The sequence below is a fragment of the Serratia montpellierensis genome, assembly GCF_020858655.1.
GTDB lineage: Bacteria > Pseudomonadota > Gammaproteobacteria > Enterobacterales > Enterobacteriaceae > Serratia > Serratia montpellierensis.
On sequence record NZ_VOSN01000002.1, the window covers coordinates 419766 to 437221 of the forward strand.

The window sequence follows — 17456 nt, forward strand, 5'->3', positions numbered from 1 at the left end:
CGGCGCCATAACTAAAAAGGTAACCACGCTATGACCAAGCAATTTGAGCAAGTAGACGCCGACCGCCTGATCGATCCCACTCGCCGTAAACTGCTGCTCGGCAGCGCCGGCGCCGTCGGCCTGGCCGGCTTTCTCGGCGGCGGCATCTGGTCGGTCTCCGCCGAGGCGTTGGCCGAGGATCTGCCGCCCAACACGCTGCTGGGCTTTCAGGGCATCGCCGCGTCTACCGCCGACGAGGTGACCATCGCACCGGGCTACCGCGCGGAGGTGCTGATCTCCTGGGGCGAGCCGCTGGTGGATGGCGCACCGGCCTTCGATCCGCAGGGCAACAACAGCGCCGCCGATCAGGAAAAACAGTTCGGCGACAATAACGACGGCATGAGTTTCTTCCCGATCGACGATCGCCACGGCGTGATGGCCATCAATAACGAATACGTCAACGAGCAGTACCTGTTCGCCCATGGCGGCGCCAAGGCCACCAGCCTGGAAGAGGTGCGTAAATCCCAGGCGGCGCACGGTGTTTCCATTGTGGCGGTAAAGCGCGTCGGCGACAGCCAGCGTTGGGAAGTGGAGCGCCCATCGCGCTATAACCGCCGCGTCACCGCCAACACCGACATGCAGTTCAGCGGCCCGGCCGCCGGGCATCCGCTGCTGCAGACCGCCGCCGATCCGAGCGGGCGCAAGGTGCTGGGTACCTTCGGTAACTGCGCCAACGGCAAGACGCCGTGGGGCACTTACCTGACCTGCGAAGAAAACTTCGATACCTACTTCGGCACCCGTCAGGCCGATTACCCAACCACGCCGGAACAGAAGCGCTACACGCTGAAGGTCAGCGAGCCGGAGCGCAACTGGCCGGACTATGACGAGCGCTTCGACGTGGCGAAGAACCCCAACGAATTCAACCGCCACGGCTGGATCGTGGAGATCGATCCGCTGAATCCGACCTCGACGCCCATCAAGCACACCGCGCTGGGCCGCTTCAAGCATGAAAATGCGGCGGTGACCGTGGCCAAAGATGGCCGCCTGGTGGTGTACATGGGGGACGACGAGCGCGGCGAGCATATCTATAAGTACGTTTCCAAAGGCGTGGTCGACGCCGCCAACCCGGCCAACAATCGCACGCTGTTGGACGAGGGAACGCTGTACGTGGCGCAGTTCGACGGCGACGACGTCGGCACGCCGCTGAAGGGCAAAGGGCGCTGGATTGCGCTCGAGTTCGGCAAGAACGGCCTGACGCCGGAGAACGGTTTCCGCGATGAGGCCGAAGTGCTGATCTTCGCCCGCAAGGCGGCGCAGCAGGTCGGCGCCACCAAAATGGATCGCCCGGAGTGGATCGCGGTGAACCCGCATGACGGCCGTGCGTACTGCACGCTGACCAACAACAGCAAACGCGGTGAGGAAGGGATGCCGCTGAACGCCGCCAACCCGCGGCCGAACAATATCTATGGCCAGATCATTCGCTGGGACGAAGGCGGCGACGCCACCGCCGGCACCTTTGCCTGGGACATGTATGCGCTGTGCGGCAACCCGATTGCCCACCCGGAAGGCGTCAACCGCGGCACGCCGAACATCACGGCGGACAACACGTTCAACAGCCCGGACGGGCTGGGCTTCGATCGCGCCGGCCGCCTGTGGATCCTCACCGACGGCAAGTATAGCAACAAGGGGGATTACGTTGGGCAGGGCAACAACCAGATGCTGGTGGGCGATCCGGTCAGCGGCGAAATTCGCCGTTTCATGGTAGGGCCGAAGTCCTGCGAACTGACCGGTATCACGTTCACTCCGGACTACAAGACGATGTTCGTCAACGTGCAGCATCCGGGAGAAGAAGGCGATTCGCACTTCCCGAACAACAGCCCGCGTCCGCGTTCATCGGTGTTGATGATTACGCGTGAAGATGGCGGGGTGATTGGGGCGTAAGGCAGTAAAGAGAACCAAGGCGGCCATGGGCCGCCTTTATGTTTTCAGGATGCGGCCAGTCTGCCGGCGTGGTCAGGCGCCTCGCCACGGTTGGCGGGCTGCGTGAAGTAACGGCGGTCTTCCCAGCGCAGCATCGTCAGATCGCCGCCCCAGCAGCAGCCGGTATCCAGCCCGATCACGCCCTCCGGCGTGCCCTTGCCTTCCAGCGAGGCCCAGTGGCCGAAAATGATGGTGTATTCCGGATCCACCAGGCGCGGCAGCTCGAACCACGGCTTCAGCGGCGCCGGCGCGGTGCCCGGCGCATCTTTGCAGATCATGTCGAGCTGGCCGTTGGGGAAGCAGTAGCGCATGCGCGTGAATGCATTGGTGCTGAAACGCAGGCGCGCCAGGCCGCTCAGCTCCGGCGACCAGTTGTTCGGCATGTCGCCGTACATGGCGTCGAGAAACAGCGGGTAGCTGTCGCTGCTCAATACCGCTTCCACTTCGCGCGCGCACATTTTCGCGGTGTCGATATCCCACTGCGGGGTGATACCGGCGTGCGCCATCACCAGCTTTTGCTCATCGTCCACCTGTAGCACCGGCTGGCGACGCAGCCAGTTGATCAGCTCGTCGGCGTCCGGCGCTTCCAGCAGCGGGGTGATGCGATCTTTGGGTTTGTTGCGGCTGATGCCGGCGTAGACCGCCAGCAGGTGCAGATCGTGGTTGCCCAGCACCATGCGCACCGCCGGGCCGAGCGAGCGCACGAAGCGCAGCACGTCCAGCGAGGCGGGGCCGCGCGCCACCAGATCGCCGGTCAGCCACAGCCGATCGCGCTCGGGATCGAAAGCAGCCTGAGCCAGCAGCGACTTCAGTTCATCGTAACAACCGTGAACGTCGCCGATAAGGTATGTCGACATAATTAATGGATCAGCGTTGGAATGGCTAAGCGAAACACGGGAATAGCGGTGCGGAATGGCTGACCCTGATGGTCCACCATTTCGTAATGGCCTTCCATGGTGCCCAGCGGCGTTTCCAGAATGGCGCCGCTGGTATACTGAAACTCTCCGCCGGGCGGAATGACGGGCTGTTCGCCGATCACGCCTTCGCCCTGAACTTCGGTTTGACGGCCGTTGCTGTTGGTGATCAGCCAGTAACGGCCCAGCAGTTGCACGTCGGTCCGCCCCAGATTGCGGATAGTGATGGTATAGGCGAAGACGTAACGCTCTTCTTCAGGGATCGACTGTGATTCCACATAGATGCTCTGAACCTGAATACACACGCGGGGCGAATCAATCATGACAACAACTCCTTATTGCTGCGGCGTCGGATTGGCTGACAGCCAGTTCGCCAGCTTACAGTACTGCGCCACAGAAATATTTTCTGCTCTGAGCGAAGGATCGACGCCCAGCTCCGTCAGCTGCTCCGGCGTGAACAGGTCGCCCAGGCTGTTGCGGATGGTTTTCCGCCGCTGGTTAAAGGCCTGCGTAGTGATGCGGCTCAGCATGCGCACGTCGCCCACCGGGTTCGGCAGCACGCTGTGCGGCACCAGGCGCACCACGGCGGAATCGACCTTCGGCGGCGGCGCGAACGCGGTCGGCGGCACTTCCAGCACCGGAATGACGTTGCAGTAGTACTGCGCCATCACGGTCAAACGCCCGTAGGCCTTGCTGTTCGGGCCGGCCACCAGACGGTTGACCACCTCTTTTTGCAACATAAAGTGCATGTCGCGGATTGCCTGAGTATAGCTGAAAAGGTGGAACATCAGCGGCGTCGAAATATTGTACGGCAGGTTACCAAATACGCGCAGCGGTTGGCCAGCTTCCTCGGCCAGTTCGGCGAAATTCACCGTCATGGCGTCCTGCTGGTGGATGGTCAGCTTGTCTTTCAGGCGCGGGTGGTTCTCCAGCCGGGTGGCCAGATCGCGGTCCAGTTCGATCACCGTCATGCGGTCCATGCGTGCGCCGACCGGCTCGGTCAACGCGCCGAGGCCGGGGCCGATCTCGACCACCGCTTCGCCCGGCTGTGGGTGAATGGCGGAGACAATGCTATCGATGACAAACTGATCGGTTAAAAAGTTTTGTCCAAAGCGTTTGCGGGCAAAGTGCCCTTGGTGGACTCTGTTATTCATTACAATTAATTATCATTTTAATGGCGAGATTCAGGGCCGTTTGGAAACTGCCGACATCGGCGGTGCCGGTGCCGGCCAGTTCCAGAGCGGTACCGTGGTCGACCGAGGTGCGTATGAAAGGCAAACCGAGGGTGATATTCACCGCGCGGCCGAACCCTTGGTATTTTAGCACCGGCAGTCCCTGATCGTGATACATCGCCAGCACCGCATCGGCATCTTGCAGATATTTGGGCTGGAACAGGGTGTCCGCCGGCAGCGGGCCGACAAGATGGATGCCGTCAGCGCGCAGCGCATCGAGCGCCGGGATGATGGTATCTATCTCTTCGTGCCCCATATGGCCGCCTTCCCCGGCGTGGGGGTTCAGACCGCAAACGTAAATGTGCGGCTGGGCGATGCCAAATTTGGTTTTCAGATCGTGGTCGAGGATACGGATGACTTCGAACAGGCTCTGTTGCGTGATGGCGCCCGGCACCGCCAGCAGCGGCAGGTGGGTGGTCGCCAGCGCCACGCGCAGCTCTTCGGTCGCGAGCATCATCACCACGCGATCGCAGCGGCTGCGATCGGCAAAGAATTCGGTATGGCCGATAAACGGCACGCCGGCGTCGTTGATCACGCCCTTGTTCACCGGGCCGGTGATCAACGCCGCGAACTCGCCGTTCAGGCAGCCGTCGCAGGCGCGCGCCAGGGTTTCCACCACATAGGCGCTGTTGCCGACGTTCAACTCACCGGCGGTAACCGGGTGAGCGAGCGGGACCGGCAGCACGGTCAGCGTGCCGGCGCGTTGCGCTTCGGCCGGTTGCTGCGGCTGGTAGTCGCGCAGCGTCAGCGGCAGGCCCAAACGCTTGGCGCGTTCAAGCAGCAGGGCCGGATCGGCGCACACCACCAGCTCAACAGGCCAATCCTGTTGCGCCAGCGCTGCCACCAAATCCGGCCCAACCCCGGCAGGTTCGCCGGGGGTAATGACGACGCGTTTATTGCTGTGCATCGCTGCCATCGAGGATCTTCACGTAAGCCTGGGCGCGCTGTTCCTGCATCCAGGTCTGCGCTTCTTCGGCGAACTTACGGTTGAACAGCATACGGTAAGCGCGATCTTTCTGCGCGGCGTCGGTCTTATCCACCTGGCGGGTATCCAGCAGCTGGATCAGGTGCCAACCGAAGGAGGAGTGGACCGGCGCGCTGATTTCACCCTTGCTCAGCTTCAGCAACGCATCGCGGAAGGCCGGATCGTAGATGTCCGGGGAAGCCCAGCCCAGATCGCCGCCCTGCATCGCAGAACCCGGATCTTGCGACAGCTGTTTGGCTTCGTCGGCAAACTTGGCGCGGCCGCTCTTGATCGCTTCCGCCACGGATTGCAGTTTGGCGCGCGCCTGATCGTCGGTCAGCACCACCGAAGGTTTCAGCAGGATGTGACGGGCGTGCACTTCGGTGACCGACACTGACTGGCTCGCGCCGCGGATGTCGTTCACTTTCAGGATGTGGAAGCCGACGCCGGAACGGATTGGGCCGACGACGTCGCCTTTCTTGGCGCTCACCAGACGTTCCGCGAACAGGGTCGGGATCTCTTGCAGTTTGCCCCAGCCCATGTTGCCGCCTTTCAGCGCCTGAGAGTCGGCGGAGTAGGTGATCGCCAGCTTGCCGAAGTCGGCGCCGCTGTTGATCTCACCCACCAGGCGTTTGGCCAGCTCTTCGGCTTTGTCGACCTGCTGCTGCGACGGGTTCTCCGGCAGCGGGATCAGGATGTGGCTGATGTTCATTTCGGTGTCGCTGCCGTTCTGCGCACCCACCTGTTTCGCCAGCGAGTCCACTTCCTGCGGCAGGATGGTGACGCGGCGGCGTACTTCGTTGTTACGCACTTCGGAGATCAGCATCTCTTTACGGATCTGCGAACGGTAGGTGTTGTAGTTCAACCCTTCGTACGACAGGCGGCTGCGCAGCTGATCGACGCTCATCTTGTTTTGCGCGGCGATGTTGGCGATCGCCTTGTCCAGATCGGCGTCGGACACGGTGATGCCCATTTTCTTGGCCATCTGCAGCTGGATGTTATCCATGATCAGGCGTTCGATGATCTGATGACGCAGCGTCTTGTCGTCCGGCAGCTGTTGGCCGGCCTGCTGGGCGTTGAGCTTCACGGACTGCAACAGACCGTTGACGTCGCTTTCGAGTACCACGCCGTTATCCACGACGGCGGCGACTTTATCCACTTCTTGGGGTGCTGCGAACGCGGCATTGGCGCAAACCACCAATCCGAGAATAAGCGTTCTCCAGTTCTTCATACATTTCCCATTATGTAATCCGCAAATGCGGGTGAAAGTTCTCGTTTTCAAAGTGTTGCAAAGCGTCAGAATGCGCGCTGATACGGCAGAATGCCGGAGCGCAGCATTTCTGCGGAGCCGAGACTATGATCGCTGCTCAGGCCGCGCAGTTCGACGTTGAACGAAACTCTGTTGTCGTAAACGCTGGTATTGTTGCTGTTGTTCCAGTCGGTGATCTTGCGCTCATAGCCCAGAGTCACCGCCCAGCAGCAGGTGTTGTACTTCAGCCCCACCAGCTGATCGGCGGATTGTTTGGCGCGGGTGTCGTAATAATACGCCCCGACCACCGCCCAACGATCGGCGATCGGCCAACTGCCGGTGATGCCCACCTGCGAGATGCCGTCCTGGAAGGCCGGAACCTGCCGGGTGTTCAGCGCCGTCTGGATATATTCCGGCGTGGCGTAACGGTAGTTCAACTGCACCACGCGCTCGCTGTCCTGGCGGTATTCCACCACGCCGTTGCCCAGCGAGATGCTGTTCAGGCGGGTGTCGTACTGCAGGCCGCCGCGCAGGCCCCAACGATCGTCGATTTTCCAATAGGTATCGCCGGCCCAGGCCACGCTGCCGGTGTCGTCGTTGTTGTCATAACCGGTCATCCGGTCACCGGTACGGGAACGGCTGAAGTAGTAGATTTGACCCACGGAAGCGTTAAAACGTTCAACCAGTGCGTCATCATAAATGCGGGTGGTCAAACCGGTAGAGACGCGGTTCTGCGAAGCGATGCGATCCAGGCCGCTGTAGGTGCGGTCACGGAACAGGCCGGAGTAGTCGGTCTGCAGCAGCGTGGTGTCGTAGGTGTAGATGTTACTCTGGTCGCGGTACGGTACGTACAGGTACTGCACGCGCGGCTCCAGCGTCTGGGTGGCGCCTTCGGCCCAGATCATCGGGCGTTCGAACACCAGCTTGCCGTCGACCTTGAACTGCGGCAATACGCGGTTGACCGAGTCATCAAGTTCCGGTGCAGCGGCGCCTTTGCGGTTCTGGTAGTTGGTGGCGAAACCGTCAGGAATATCCTGCTGGTAGTGGGTCGCCATCACCTTGGCCTCGGTGTTCAGGCTGGCCCAGCCGTTGGTGAGCGGCAGGCTCAGCGTCGGCTCCATGTGCAGACGGGTAGCGTCCGGGCTGTACGGGTTGACGCTGGTGAACTTGGCCGCCTGGCCGTAAATATGGAAGTCGAACGGGCCGAGGTCGTTCTTGTAGTAGTTCAGGTCCAGCTGCGGCTGAACTTTATATGAGTCCGACTGTGAACGATCGGTATCGTCGTAGATCTGGAACTGCTTGGAGCTCAGCGTGGCGTTCCAGTTCTCGTTGGCGTAGCCGAGGCTGAATTTCTGCGTGGCGTAGCCGTCGGTGGTGGAACCGTATTTGGAGTCAAGATCGGTGAAGTATTTGGAATCGCTGACCTTGGTGTAGTCGACGTTGAAGCGCCATACCTGATCCATGACGCCGTTGTGGTTCCAGTAGAACAACCAGCGTTTGTTGTCGTCATGATCTTTGCCGTATTCCTTGTCGTCCGGCAGCCAGTCGAACTCCATCAGGCCGAGGCCCGGCTGCACCAGATAACGGAACTCGGTCTGCCACTGCAGGCCGCGCTTGGACATATAGTGCGGCGTGATGGTGGCGTCGTAGTTCGGCGCAATGTTCCAGTAGTACGGCAACATGAACTCGAAGCCGTTGTTGCTGCCGTATTTGGCGTTCGGGATCAGGAAGCCGGAGCGGCGCTTGTCGCCGACCGGTAATTGCAGGTACGGGCTGTAGAACACCGGCACGCCACCGATGCGGAAGCGGGCGTTCCATATTTCCGCCACCTGCTCTTCGCGATCGTGGATCACTTCGGAGCCGACCACGCTCCAGCTGTCGTCACCCGGCAGACAGGAGGTAAAGGTGCCGTTTTCCAGGATGGTGTAGCGGTTGGCGCCGCGCATTTTCATCTTGTCGGCGTCGCCGCGCCCCTGGCGGCCTACCATCTGGTAGTCGCCTTCATAGACGTCGGTATCTTTGGTATTCAGGTTCGACCAGGCCTTCGGGCCTTTCAGTTTGATCTGATTGTCGCTGTAGTGCACGTCGCCGGTGGCGGTGACGGTGCGAACCGGATCCGTCTGGCCGGGTTTTTCCGTCTGGTTCAGCTCAACTTCTTTGGCGGTCAGGGTGCTATTGCCCTGCTCGACGCGCACGTTGCCGCTGAACAGGGCGCTTTTCGGGTAGTCGGCGCGCGAGTCATCGGCATTGATGGTCACCGGTTGGCTGTTCGGATCGCCGCTGACCAAAGGCTTGTCGTAAACGGGAACGCCAAGCATGCATTGCTCGGCCAGATCAGCCAGCGCATGCTGACTGTAGAGTGCCGTCCAAATCATCGTGGCCAGCAGTGTTGGGAAACTTTTTTTCATACGCGGTTTTGGTGTTCCGTCATCAGAGGCGTCATGTCCGGCAAACGGTCAGAGACTATATTACTCATCTGCGTTGCGCTAGTGCTAAATCCAGCCGTTTACTTGCGTCGTCGTTAGGCGCAAAGATAAATGACAGGTATGATAATCCAAATTCTAGGAAAAATCGCCTGCGCCCTTTCCTGAAACGGAGGAGAGCGGGCGGCTTTCGGCATGATAATTGAGGAGTATATGCAGTATTGGGGAAAACTGCTCGGCGTCATCGTTGCCATCTGGTCTGGCGCGGGATTCTGGGGTGTAGTTCTGGGGCTGATTATCGGTCATATGATCGATACGGCGCGCAGCAACAAGCGCAGCCGGGGATTTTTCACCGATCAGCAAACGCGGCAAACGCTGTTTTTCCGCACCACTTTTCAGGTCATGGGCCACCTGACCAAATCCAAAGGACGCGTCACCGAGGCGGATATCCAGATCGCCAGCCTGTTCATGGATCGTCTGCAGCTGCACGGCGAAGCGCGCACCGCCGCGCAGCAGGCGTTCCGCGAGGGCAAACAGAGCCAGTTCCCGCTGCGTGAGACGCTGCAGCAGTTCCGCAGCATCTGTTTCGGCCGCTTCGATTTGATTCGGATGTTTCTGGAAATTCAGATTCAGGCGGCGTTCGCCGACGGGTCGCTGCACCCGAATGAACGTCAGGTACTGTATGTCATCGCCGAAGAGCTGGGCATTTCGCGGGCGCAGTTCGATCAGTTCCTCAGCATGATGGAGGGCGGGCGCCAGTTCGGCGGCGGTCAGCAGGGCGGGTATTCGCAGGGCGGCTATCAGCAGGCTCAGCGTGGCCCGACGCTCGACGATGCGTGCAAGGTGCTCGGCGTGCGCAGCAGCGACGATGCCGCCACCATCAAACGTGCCTACCGCAAGCTGATGAGCGAACACCATCCGGATAAGCTGGTGGCGAAAGGCTTGCCGCCGCAAATGATGGAAATGGCCAAGCAGAAAGCGCAGGAAATCCAGGCGGCGTACGACCTGATCAAACGCGAGAAAGGCTTTAAATAACGATACCCGTCATACTTCGAGCCGCAGGTGTGTTGGCTGCCCGCGCTTACCCCGGTCACGTACTTTTTGTACGCTCCCTGGGCTGTGCTTAGTTGCCGCCTTCCTGCAACTCGAATTATTTAGGGTATCCCTGAGTGGTGGGCTCAGAAATCCGGCTCGGCGCGAAAGTGCATCGGCGTCTGGAAAGCGGGGTGGGTGATGCGCAGCTCCTGCGCGTGCAGCTGCAGCCGTGGCGCCATCGCTTTGGCTTCCGGCGGGGCATAGAAACCGTCGCCAAGGATCGGGTGCCCCAGCGCCAGCATGTGCACCCGCAGCTGATGCGAGCGGCCGGTGATCGGGGTTAGCTTCACACGGGTGCTGCCGTCGGCGTCGCGCGACAGCACCCGATATTCCGTTTGCGCCGCTTTGCCGGTGTCAAAACAGACCTTCTGCAGCGGCCGGTTCGGCCAATCGCAGATCAGCGGCAAGTCCACCAACCCTTCATCATGCGCCATATGCCCCCAAACGCGGGCGATATAGGATTTCTTCGGTTCGCGTTCGCGAAACTGACGCTTCAGCTCACGCTCGGCGGCCTTGTTGAGCGCCACCACGATCACCCCGCTGGTGGCCATATCCAGCCGGTGCACCGATTCGGCGGCCGGGTGATCGGCCTGAATGCGGGTCATCAGGCTGTCTTTGTTTTCCGGCGCGCGGCCGGGCACCGACAGCAAGCCGCTCGGCTTGTTGACCACCATGATGTGTTCATCCTGATACAGGATGTGCAGCGGGTCCTGCGGGGGATTGTAGGGTTCCATCTTGGCTCCGCGAAAAGGGCCGAACGGGGAGACGGTGGTCTCCCCGCATCGCGCCGGTTACTGGTGGGTGACCACCACCAGACGAATGGCGTCCAGGCGCCAGCCGGCTTCATTGAGGTTAGCCAACACCTGACGGCGGTTGAACTCCAGCGTTTCGACTTCGTCGTCGCGGATGTTCGGGTTGACCGCCTTCAGCGCTTCCAGACGCGCCAGCTCGGCGCTCAGCTTGTCGTCCGCCTCTTGCTTCGCCTGTTCGATAAGCGTGCGTGCCTGCGCTTCCACCAGGCTTTCCGCCTGCTGCAGCATGGCGTGCACATCTTGCTGCACGGCGTTGACCAGCTTGCTGGAGGTGTGGCGGTTGACCGCGTTCAACTGGCGGTTGAAGCTTTCGAACTCGACCTGCGCCGCCAGGTTGGTGCCCTTGCGGTCCATCAGCATGCGGATCGGCGTCGGCGGCAGGAAGCGGGTCAGCTGCAGGTGCTTCGGCGCCTGGGCTTCCACCACGTACACCAGTTCAACCAGCAGAGTGCCAACCGGCAACGCTTTGTTTTTCAACAGGGACACCGCGCAGCTGCCGGTATCGCCGGAGAGGATCAGATCCAGGCCGTTGCGGATGATCGGGTGTTCCCAGCTGACGAACTGCGCATCTTCGCGCGACAGCGCCTGATCGCGGTCGAAGGTGACGGTGCAGCCGTCCTGCGGCAGGCCAGGGAAGTCCGGCACCAGCATATGATCGGACGGTGTCAGCACGATCAGGCTGTCGCTGCGGTCTTCCTGATTGATGCCGACGATGTCGAACAGGTTGAGCGCGAAGCCCACCAGGTTGACGTCGTTATCCTGCTCGGCGATGGCGGCGGCCAGCGCCTGGGCCTTGTCGCCGCCGTTGGAGTGCATCTCCAGCAGCCGGTCGCGGCCCTGTTCCAGCTGCGCTTTCAACTGATCGTGCTGCTGGCGGCAGGCGTGGATGAATTCGTCGAAGCCTTCCTGTTCGGTCGGCGCGGCCAGATAGCCGATCAATTGCTCGTAGCAGCTGTCGTAGATGGTGCGGCCGGTCGGGCAGGTGTGTTCGAAGGCATCCAGGCCCTCGTGGAACCAACGGCCCAGCACCGCCTGCGCGGTGTGCTCCAGGTAAGGCACCATGATTTGGATATCGTGCATCTGACCGATACGATCCAGACGGCCGATACGCTGCTCCAGCAGATCCGGGTTGAACGGCAGATCGAACATCACCAGCTGGCTGGCGAACTGGAAGTTGCGGCCTTCGGAGCCGATCTCGGAACACAGCAGCACCTGTGCGCCTTCTTCTTCGGAGGCGAAGTAGGCGGCGGCGCGGTCGCGCTCGATGATCGACAGCCCTTCGTGGAACACGGCGGCGCGGATCGCTTCACGCTCGCGCAGTACCTGCTCCAGCTGCAGCGCGGTGTCGGCCTTGGCGCAGATCACCAGCACTTTTTCGTTACGGTTGGCCAGCAGGTAGTCCAGCAGCCACTCGACGCGCGGGTCGAAGTTCCACCAGGTGGCGTTTTCGCCCTCGAACTCCTGATAAATCTGCTCCGGGTACAGCATGTCGCGCGCGCGTGCTTCGACGGACTTCTTGGCGCCCATGATGCCGGAGACTTTGATCGCGGTCTGATACTGGGTCGGCAGCGGCAGCTTGATCTGGTGCAGGTTGCGGTGCGGGAAGCCCTTCACGCCGTTACGGGTGTTGCGGAACAGCACGCGGCTGGTGCCGTGGCGATCCATCAGCATGGAAACCAGCTCCTGACGCGCCTGCTCGGCGTTGTCACCTTCGCTGTTGGCGGCTTTGAGCAGCGGTTCGATGTCCTGCTCGTCGATCAGCTCGCCCAGCAGGTTCAATTTGTCGTCGGTCAGGCGCTCACCGCTCAGCAGCAGGGTGACGGCGTCGGCCACCGGGCGATATTTTTGCTGCTCGGCAACGAACTCGCCGTAGTCATGGAAACGATTTGGATCGAGCAGGCGCAGGCGCGCAAAGTGGCTCTGTTGGCCCAGCTGTTCCGGGGTGGCGGTCAGCAGCAGCACGCCGGGGATATGCTCGGCCAGCTGTTCGATCACCTGATATTCGCGGCTCGGCGCTTCTTCGCTCCAGGCCAGGTGGTGCGCTTCGTCGACCACCAGCAGATCCCACTGGGCGTCCGCCAGCTCTTCCAGGCGCTGCTTGTTGCGGCGCACGAAGTCCAGCGAGCAGATCACCAGCTGTTCGGTTTCGAACGGGTTGCTGCTGTCGAGCTTGGCTTCGGCGTAGCGGCTGTCGTCGAACAGCGAGAAGTAGAGGTTGAAGCGGCGCATCATCTCCACCAGCCACTGGTGCTGCAGCGTTTCCGGCACCACGATCAACACGCGTTCGGCGCGGCCCGCCAGCAACTGCTGGTGGATGATCATGCCGGCTTCGATGGTTTTACCGAGGCCGACTTCGTCCGCCAGCAGGACGCGCGGCGCATGACGCTGACCGACTTCATGGGCGATGTGCAACTGGTGCGGGATCAGGCTGGCGCGCATGCCGCGCAGGCCGGCGAACGGCAGCCGATACTGCTCGCTCTGGTATTTGCGCGCGCGGAAACGCAGCGCGAAACGGTCCATGCGGTCGATCTGGCCGGCGAACAGGCGATCCTGCGGTTTGCTGAAGGTCAGCTTGCTGTCCAGCAGCACTTCGCGCATCGCCACGCCGCCTTCCTGGGTGTCCTGGCGGGTGCCGATATAGGTCAACAGACCGTTTTCCTCTTTCACCTCTTCCACCTGCAGCTGCCATCCCTCGTGGCTGCTGACGGTATCGCCCGGGTTGAACATCACGCGGGTGATCGGCGAATCATTTCTGGCATAGAGGCGGTTTTCACCGGTGGCGGGGAAAAGCAGGGTAACCATGCGCGCGTCCAGCGCCACGACGGTGCCCAGTCCTAATTCGCTTTCCGTATCGCTGATCCAGCGTTGACCAAGAGTAAAAGGCATATATTGTCGGCTCGATTCTTTGTAAGTAAGTCTTGTTACCGGGCGGGAAGGGCCGCGGCACCTGTACTGAACGTCTGCTAATCCCGGTTTGTTTTAAATTTGACGGGCAATAGCCGTTCACGCCATGCAGACGTCGCGAGACGGCAGGGCTAAGCGTGGTTCAGTTTTGGGAAGGGCGCTATGGTAATGGAAGGCGGCGCGTTCGTCACCTGCAAAACCGGATGATTTTTCTTAACCTGGCGCAATCTCAAAACAGCCCCATCTGCCCGGTGACCAGCGTAGTGAAATCGTCGTGCAAGAAAGGGAGTATAGCGTCTGCCACCGGTTGCAGCTGGCGTTCGAGGTAATGCTGATAGTCGATGGGCGAATGGCGGGTTTCCAGCGGTTCCGGCCCGGCGACGGTCATCACATAGCTGATCCAGCCGCCGTTCTGATACTGCAGCGGCCGCCCCTGGCTGCGGTTGTAGTCGTCGGCGATGCGCGCGGCGCGGGCGTGAGGCGGCACGTTGCGCTGATAGTCGTCGAGTTTCCTGCGCAGCCGTTTGCGGTACACCAGCTGATCGTCGAAGTCGCCGTTCAGGGTTTTGCCGACGTAGTCGCGCACGTAGTCCTGGTAGGGTTGCCGTTTGAAGATGCGCTGATAGAGCTGCTGCTGGAACTCCTGCGCCAGCGGCGTCCAGTCGGTGCGCACCGTTTCCAGGCCTTTGTACACCATCTCTTCCTGGCCGTCGGCACGCGCGATCAGGCCGGCGTAGCGTTTCTTGCTGCCCTGTTCGGCGCCGCGAATGGTCGGCATCAGGAAGCGGGAATAGTGGGTTTCGAACTCCAGCTCCAGCGCGTTCTCCAGCCCGAACTGCTGCTGCAGATGCTGCTGCCACCAGGCGTTGACCCGTTGCACCAGCGCCCGGCCGATCTGCGCGGCCTGCTGCTCGTCATGCGGCTGTTTCAGCCAAACGAAGGTGGAGTCGGTGTCGCCGTAAATCACCTGATAGCCATCGGCTTCGATCAGCTCGCGGGTTTGGCGCATGATCTCGTGGCCGCGCAGAGTGATCGACGACGCCAGCCGCGGATCGAAGAAGCGGCAGCCGCTCGATCCCAGCACGCCGTACAGCGCGTTCATGATGATCTTCAACGCCTGCGACAGGGGCTTGTTGTGTTGGCGCTTGGCGGCCTCGCGCCCCTGCCAGATCTGTTCGACGATCGCCGGCAGGCAGTGTTTGTTGCGCGAGAAACGGGCGTTGCGAAAGCCGGGCACCGAATCGGCGTCGCTGGGGTGGCGCATGCCTTCCACCAACCCGACCGGATCGATCAGGAAGGTGCGGATGATCGACGGATACAGGCTTTTATAGTCCAGTACCAGCACCGAATCGTACAGGCCGGGCTGGGAGTCCATCACGAAGCCGCCGGGGCTGTGCTCCTCCGGCTGTTCGCCAAGGTTGGGGGCGACAAAGCCCAGGCGATGCATGCGCGGCATATAGAGGTGGCTGAAGGCCGCCACCGATCCGCCGCTGCGATCGGCCGCCAGCCCGGTGACGGTGGCGCGCTCCAGCAGGAAGTTGAGCAGATCGGCCTTGGCGAAGATGCGCGTCACCAGCTCGCAGTCCTTCAGGTTGTAGCGGGCCAGCGCCGGCTTGTCTTCGGCGAAGCGTCGGTCGATCTCCGCCATGCGCTGATAAGGGTTGTCGATCGCCTTGCCTTCGCCCAGCAGCGCCTGCGAAACGTATTCCAGGCTGAAGGAAGGAAAGTTCCAGGTGGCGGATTTCAGCGCCTCGATGCCGTCGATGATCAGGCGGCCGGCGGCGGCGGCGAAAAAGTGATTCTGCTTGAAGCCGTGCTCGCGCCACTCCAGCAGGTTGCCGCTACGCCCCAGCCGCAGCGGGATTTGGTAGCGTTCGGCGTGCTTTTGCAGTACCCGCAGATCGAACTGCACCAGGTTCCAGCCGATGATGGCGTCGGGATCGTGGCGCTCCAGCCACGCGTTCAACCGTTCCAGCAGCTGAGGGCGGCTGGCGCAGTATTCCAAATCGAAATCCAGCGGCTCATCGCCGCCGTTGGCCGGCCCCAGCATGTAGACCTGCCGCTGGCCACAGCCTTCCAGCGCGATGGAGTAAAGCTCGCCGTGGGCGGTGGTTTCGATATCCAGCGACACCAGCCTGAGCGTCGGGCGGTAGTCCGGCGCCGGCTTCATCTGGCCGCTGAGCAACGGCCCATCGCCGTTGTCCTGGCCGTTGAACCACACCGGCGCGGTGATGAAGCGTTCCATCAGGTAGCGCTCGGGCGGGCGAACGTCGGCTTCATAGACCGCAACGCCGCCTTCCCGCAGCAGCTTTTCCAGCTTGATGAGCTGACGGTGCTGGCGGCAGTACAACCCCAGCATTGGGCGGTGGTGAAAATCCGTCAGTGCCAGCGGTTTCAGTTCGACTTGCCGTTCTTCACACAGCAGCAGTTCCGCGCGCTGCCTTTGTTCGGCGGGGATAAACGCCACCGAGGTTTGCGGCGGCAGGCGCAGTTGACGCGGGCCTGCGTCGGTCGCCAGCCAAAATTCGACCTCGGTGCCGGCGGGCGTGTCGCGCCAGTGGCGAGTGAGCAGGAAACCCTGTTGCAGTGCTGTCATAACCCCTTCGTCTTCGGCCGGGCGGCGTGCGCGACATTCAGCGAGATGTCGGTTTTGGCGCTAATATAGATAAATTATAGTATGTGTTTTTATACAGTCATTGTCCATCGGCGTACGGCGCTGCCAAATACGCATACAATTCATCGATTGACTCGTCTGCGGCGGCACTGGAAAATCCTCCGCCCCGTTTGGCCGAATAATCTGCAGAGGTGTAATGGAAGCCTATTTACAAGATTTGATCACCCAGTCCCTGGCTTTCACCCTGATGGTCGTTCTGCTGGTCGCTTTTCTCGAGTCGTTGGCGCTGGTGGGGCTGCTGCTGCCCGGCACGGTGATGATGGCCAGCATCGGCGCGCTGATCGGCAGCGGCAAAGTGGACTTTTACTATGCCTGGGCGGCGGGGATCGTCGGCTGCCTGCTCGGCGACTGGATCTCCTATTTCGTCGGCCGCGCCTTTAAGGGGCCTTTGCACCGCTGGTCGTTCCTGAAGAAGAACAAAGCGCTGCTCGACAAAACCGAACACGCCTTGCACCAGCACAGCATGGCGACCGTTCTGATCGGCCGCTTCGTTGGCCCGACGCGCCCGCTGGTGCCGATGGTGGCCGGCATGCTCGATCTGCCGCCGTACAAGTTCGCGCTGCCGAACATCATCGGCTGCCTGACCTGGCCGCCGGTCTATTTCTTCCCCGGCATTTTGGCGGGCGTGGCGATCGACATTCCCGCCGGCGCCAACAGCGCGATGTTCAAGTGGTTGCTGCTCGCTGCGGCGCTCACCCTCTGGCTGGCGGTGTGGCTGAGCTGGCGCTGGTGGCGTGAGGGCAAACGCAACGCCGATCGGCTGAGCCGTTGGCTGACGCCGCTGCGGCTGCGCGTGGTGTGCGCCGTGAGTTGGCTGGCGGCGCTGGCGGTCGGCTATCTGCTGAGCCAGCAGCCGCTGATGCCGGTGTATCGGCACCTGTTGTGGCAGGTGCTGTCCGGGCAATGATTGCGGGGGCGTAAGCCCCCGTTTGCCTTACTGGAAGAACGCTTCCAGCTGTTCAAATACCCGCACGTCTTCGCTGTGGCGCTTCACCTGCAGCACGTCTTCCAGCTTTTCCACCTGGCTTATCATTTGCTCCAGCCGCTGATCGTCGGCGACCAGTAGCCAAATGCGGCTCTGCTGGCCGTCCTTCAGCGGCAGACACAGAATGCCTTCGACGTTGAACGCGCGGCGGGCGAACAGCCCGCAAACGTGCGACATGACGCCGGGATGGTTGCGCACGGCCAGCTCCAGGATCACCTGGGGTTTATCTTGTGGTTGCAGCATGG

At 61.5% G+C, this 17456-nt stretch carries 13 protein-coding genes; 3 read left to right on the top strand and 10 right to left on the bottom strand.

Features of this window, described 5'->3' with window-relative positions:
- Nucleotides 1-30 precede the first annotated feature (30 nt).
- Nucleotides 31-1920 carry a PhoX family protein gene (locus tag FUU19_RS03220; RefSeq protein WP_230489594.1) on the top strand — a complete coding sequence of 630 codons (1890 nt, stop codon included), beginning with the start codon at nt 31-33 and terminating at the stop codon, nt 1918-1920.
- A 44-nt stretch (nt 1921-1964) separates the two neighbouring features.
- Here FUU19_RS03220 and apaH read toward each other — a convergent pair whose 3' ends face one another.
- The 6 genes from apaH to lptD form a co-directional block, all read right to left on the bottom strand.
- Nucleotides 1965-2816: a bis(5'-nucleosyl)-tetraphosphatase (symmetrical) ApaH gene (gene apaH / locus FUU19_RS03225; protein WP_141971002.1), complete on the bottom strand. Its 852-nt coding sequence runs from the start codon at nt 2814-2816 to the stop codon at nt 1965-1967.
- A gap of 2 nt (nt 2817-2818) precedes the next feature.
- Nucleotides 2819-3196: a Co2+/Mg2+ efflux protein ApaG gene (apaG, locus tag FUU19_RS03230; RefSeq protein ID WP_016929119.1), complete on the bottom strand. Its 378-nt coding sequence runs from the start codon at nt 3194-3196 to the stop codon at nt 2819-2821.
- Between the two features lie 12 nt (nt 3197-3208).
- A complete protein-coding gene (gene rsmA / locus FUU19_RS03235) occupies nt 3209-4027 on the bottom strand; it encodes a 16S rRNA (adenine(1518)-N(6)/adenine(1519)-N(6))-dimethyltransferase RsmA (protein ID WP_060422426.1) in 819 nt (272 codons plus the stop codon).
- Nucleotides 4020-5021: a 4-hydroxythreonine-4-phosphate dehydrogenase PdxA gene (gene pdxA, locus FUU19_RS03240; protein WP_373275462.1), complete on the bottom strand. Its 1002-nt coding sequence runs from the start codon at nt 5019-5021 to the stop codon at nt 4020-4022. The genes rsmA and pdxA overlap by 8 nt, the downstream gene beginning before the upstream one ends.
- Nucleotides 4999-6300: a peptidylprolyl isomerase SurA gene (surA, locus tag FUU19_RS03245; RefSeq protein WP_048232625.1), complete on the bottom strand. Its 1302-nt coding sequence runs from the start codon at nt 6298-6300 to the stop codon at nt 4999-5001. Before surA ends, pdxA begins: the two co-directional genes overlap by 23 nt.
- A gap of 65 nt (nt 6301-6365) precedes the next feature.
- On the bottom strand, nt 6366-8726 hold the full coding sequence (gene lptD / locus FUU19_RS03250) for an LPS assembly protein LptD (RefSeq protein WP_141971000.1): 2361 nt from the start codon (nt 8724-8726) through the stop codon (nt 6366-6368).
- 228 nt (nt 8727-8954) lie between these two features.
- Between lptD and djlA the strand changes: the two genes are divergently transcribed.
- The gene (gene djlA / locus FUU19_RS03255) at nt 8955-9776 is read left to right on the top strand and encodes a co-chaperone DjlA (RefSeq protein WP_015376627.1); all 822 of its coding nucleotides are present in this window, start codon (nt 8955-8957) and stop codon (nt 9774-9776) included.
- Nucleotides 9777-9919: 143 nt separating this feature from the next.
- Here the strand turns inward: djlA and rluA are convergent, their stop codons facing one another.
- The 3 genes from rluA to FUU19_RS03270 form a co-directional block, all read right to left on the bottom strand.
- Entirely contained in the window at nt 9920-10570 is a 651-nt protein-coding gene (rluA, locus tag FUU19_RS03260) for a bifunctional tRNA pseudouridine(32) synthase/23S rRNA pseudouridine(746) synthase RluA (RefSeq protein WP_043135978.1), read from the bottom strand.
- 57 nt (nt 10571-10627) lie between these two features.
- Entirely contained in the window at nt 10628-13534 is a 2907-nt protein-coding gene (gene rapA, locus FUU19_RS03265; protein WP_197833304.1) for an RNA polymerase-associated protein RapA, read from the bottom strand.
- Nucleotides 13535-13781: 247 nt separating this feature from the next.
- Nucleotides 13782-16148: a DNA polymerase II gene (locus FUU19_RS03270; protein ID WP_230489595.1), complete on the bottom strand. Its 2367-nt coding sequence runs from the start codon at nt 16146-16148 to the stop codon at nt 13782-13784.
- Between the two features lie 214 nt (nt 16149-16362).
- Between FUU19_RS03270 and FUU19_RS03275 the strand changes: the two genes are divergently transcribed.
- Complete coding sequence (locus tag FUU19_RS03275; protein WP_126179554.1) at nt 16363-17133, top strand: DedA family protein; 771 nt, start codon at nt 16363-16365, stop codon at nt 17131-17133.
- A gap of 27 nt (nt 17134-17160) precedes the next feature.
- On the opposite strand, the gene ilvN is transcribed toward FUU19_RS03275, so the two are convergent.
- Nucleotides 17161-17454: an acetolactate synthase small subunit gene (ilvN, locus tag FUU19_RS03280; protein ID WP_016929110.1), complete on the bottom strand. Its 294-nt coding sequence runs from the start codon at nt 17452-17454 to the stop codon at nt 17161-17163.
- Between the last annotated feature and the right edge of the window lie 2 nt (nt 17455-17456).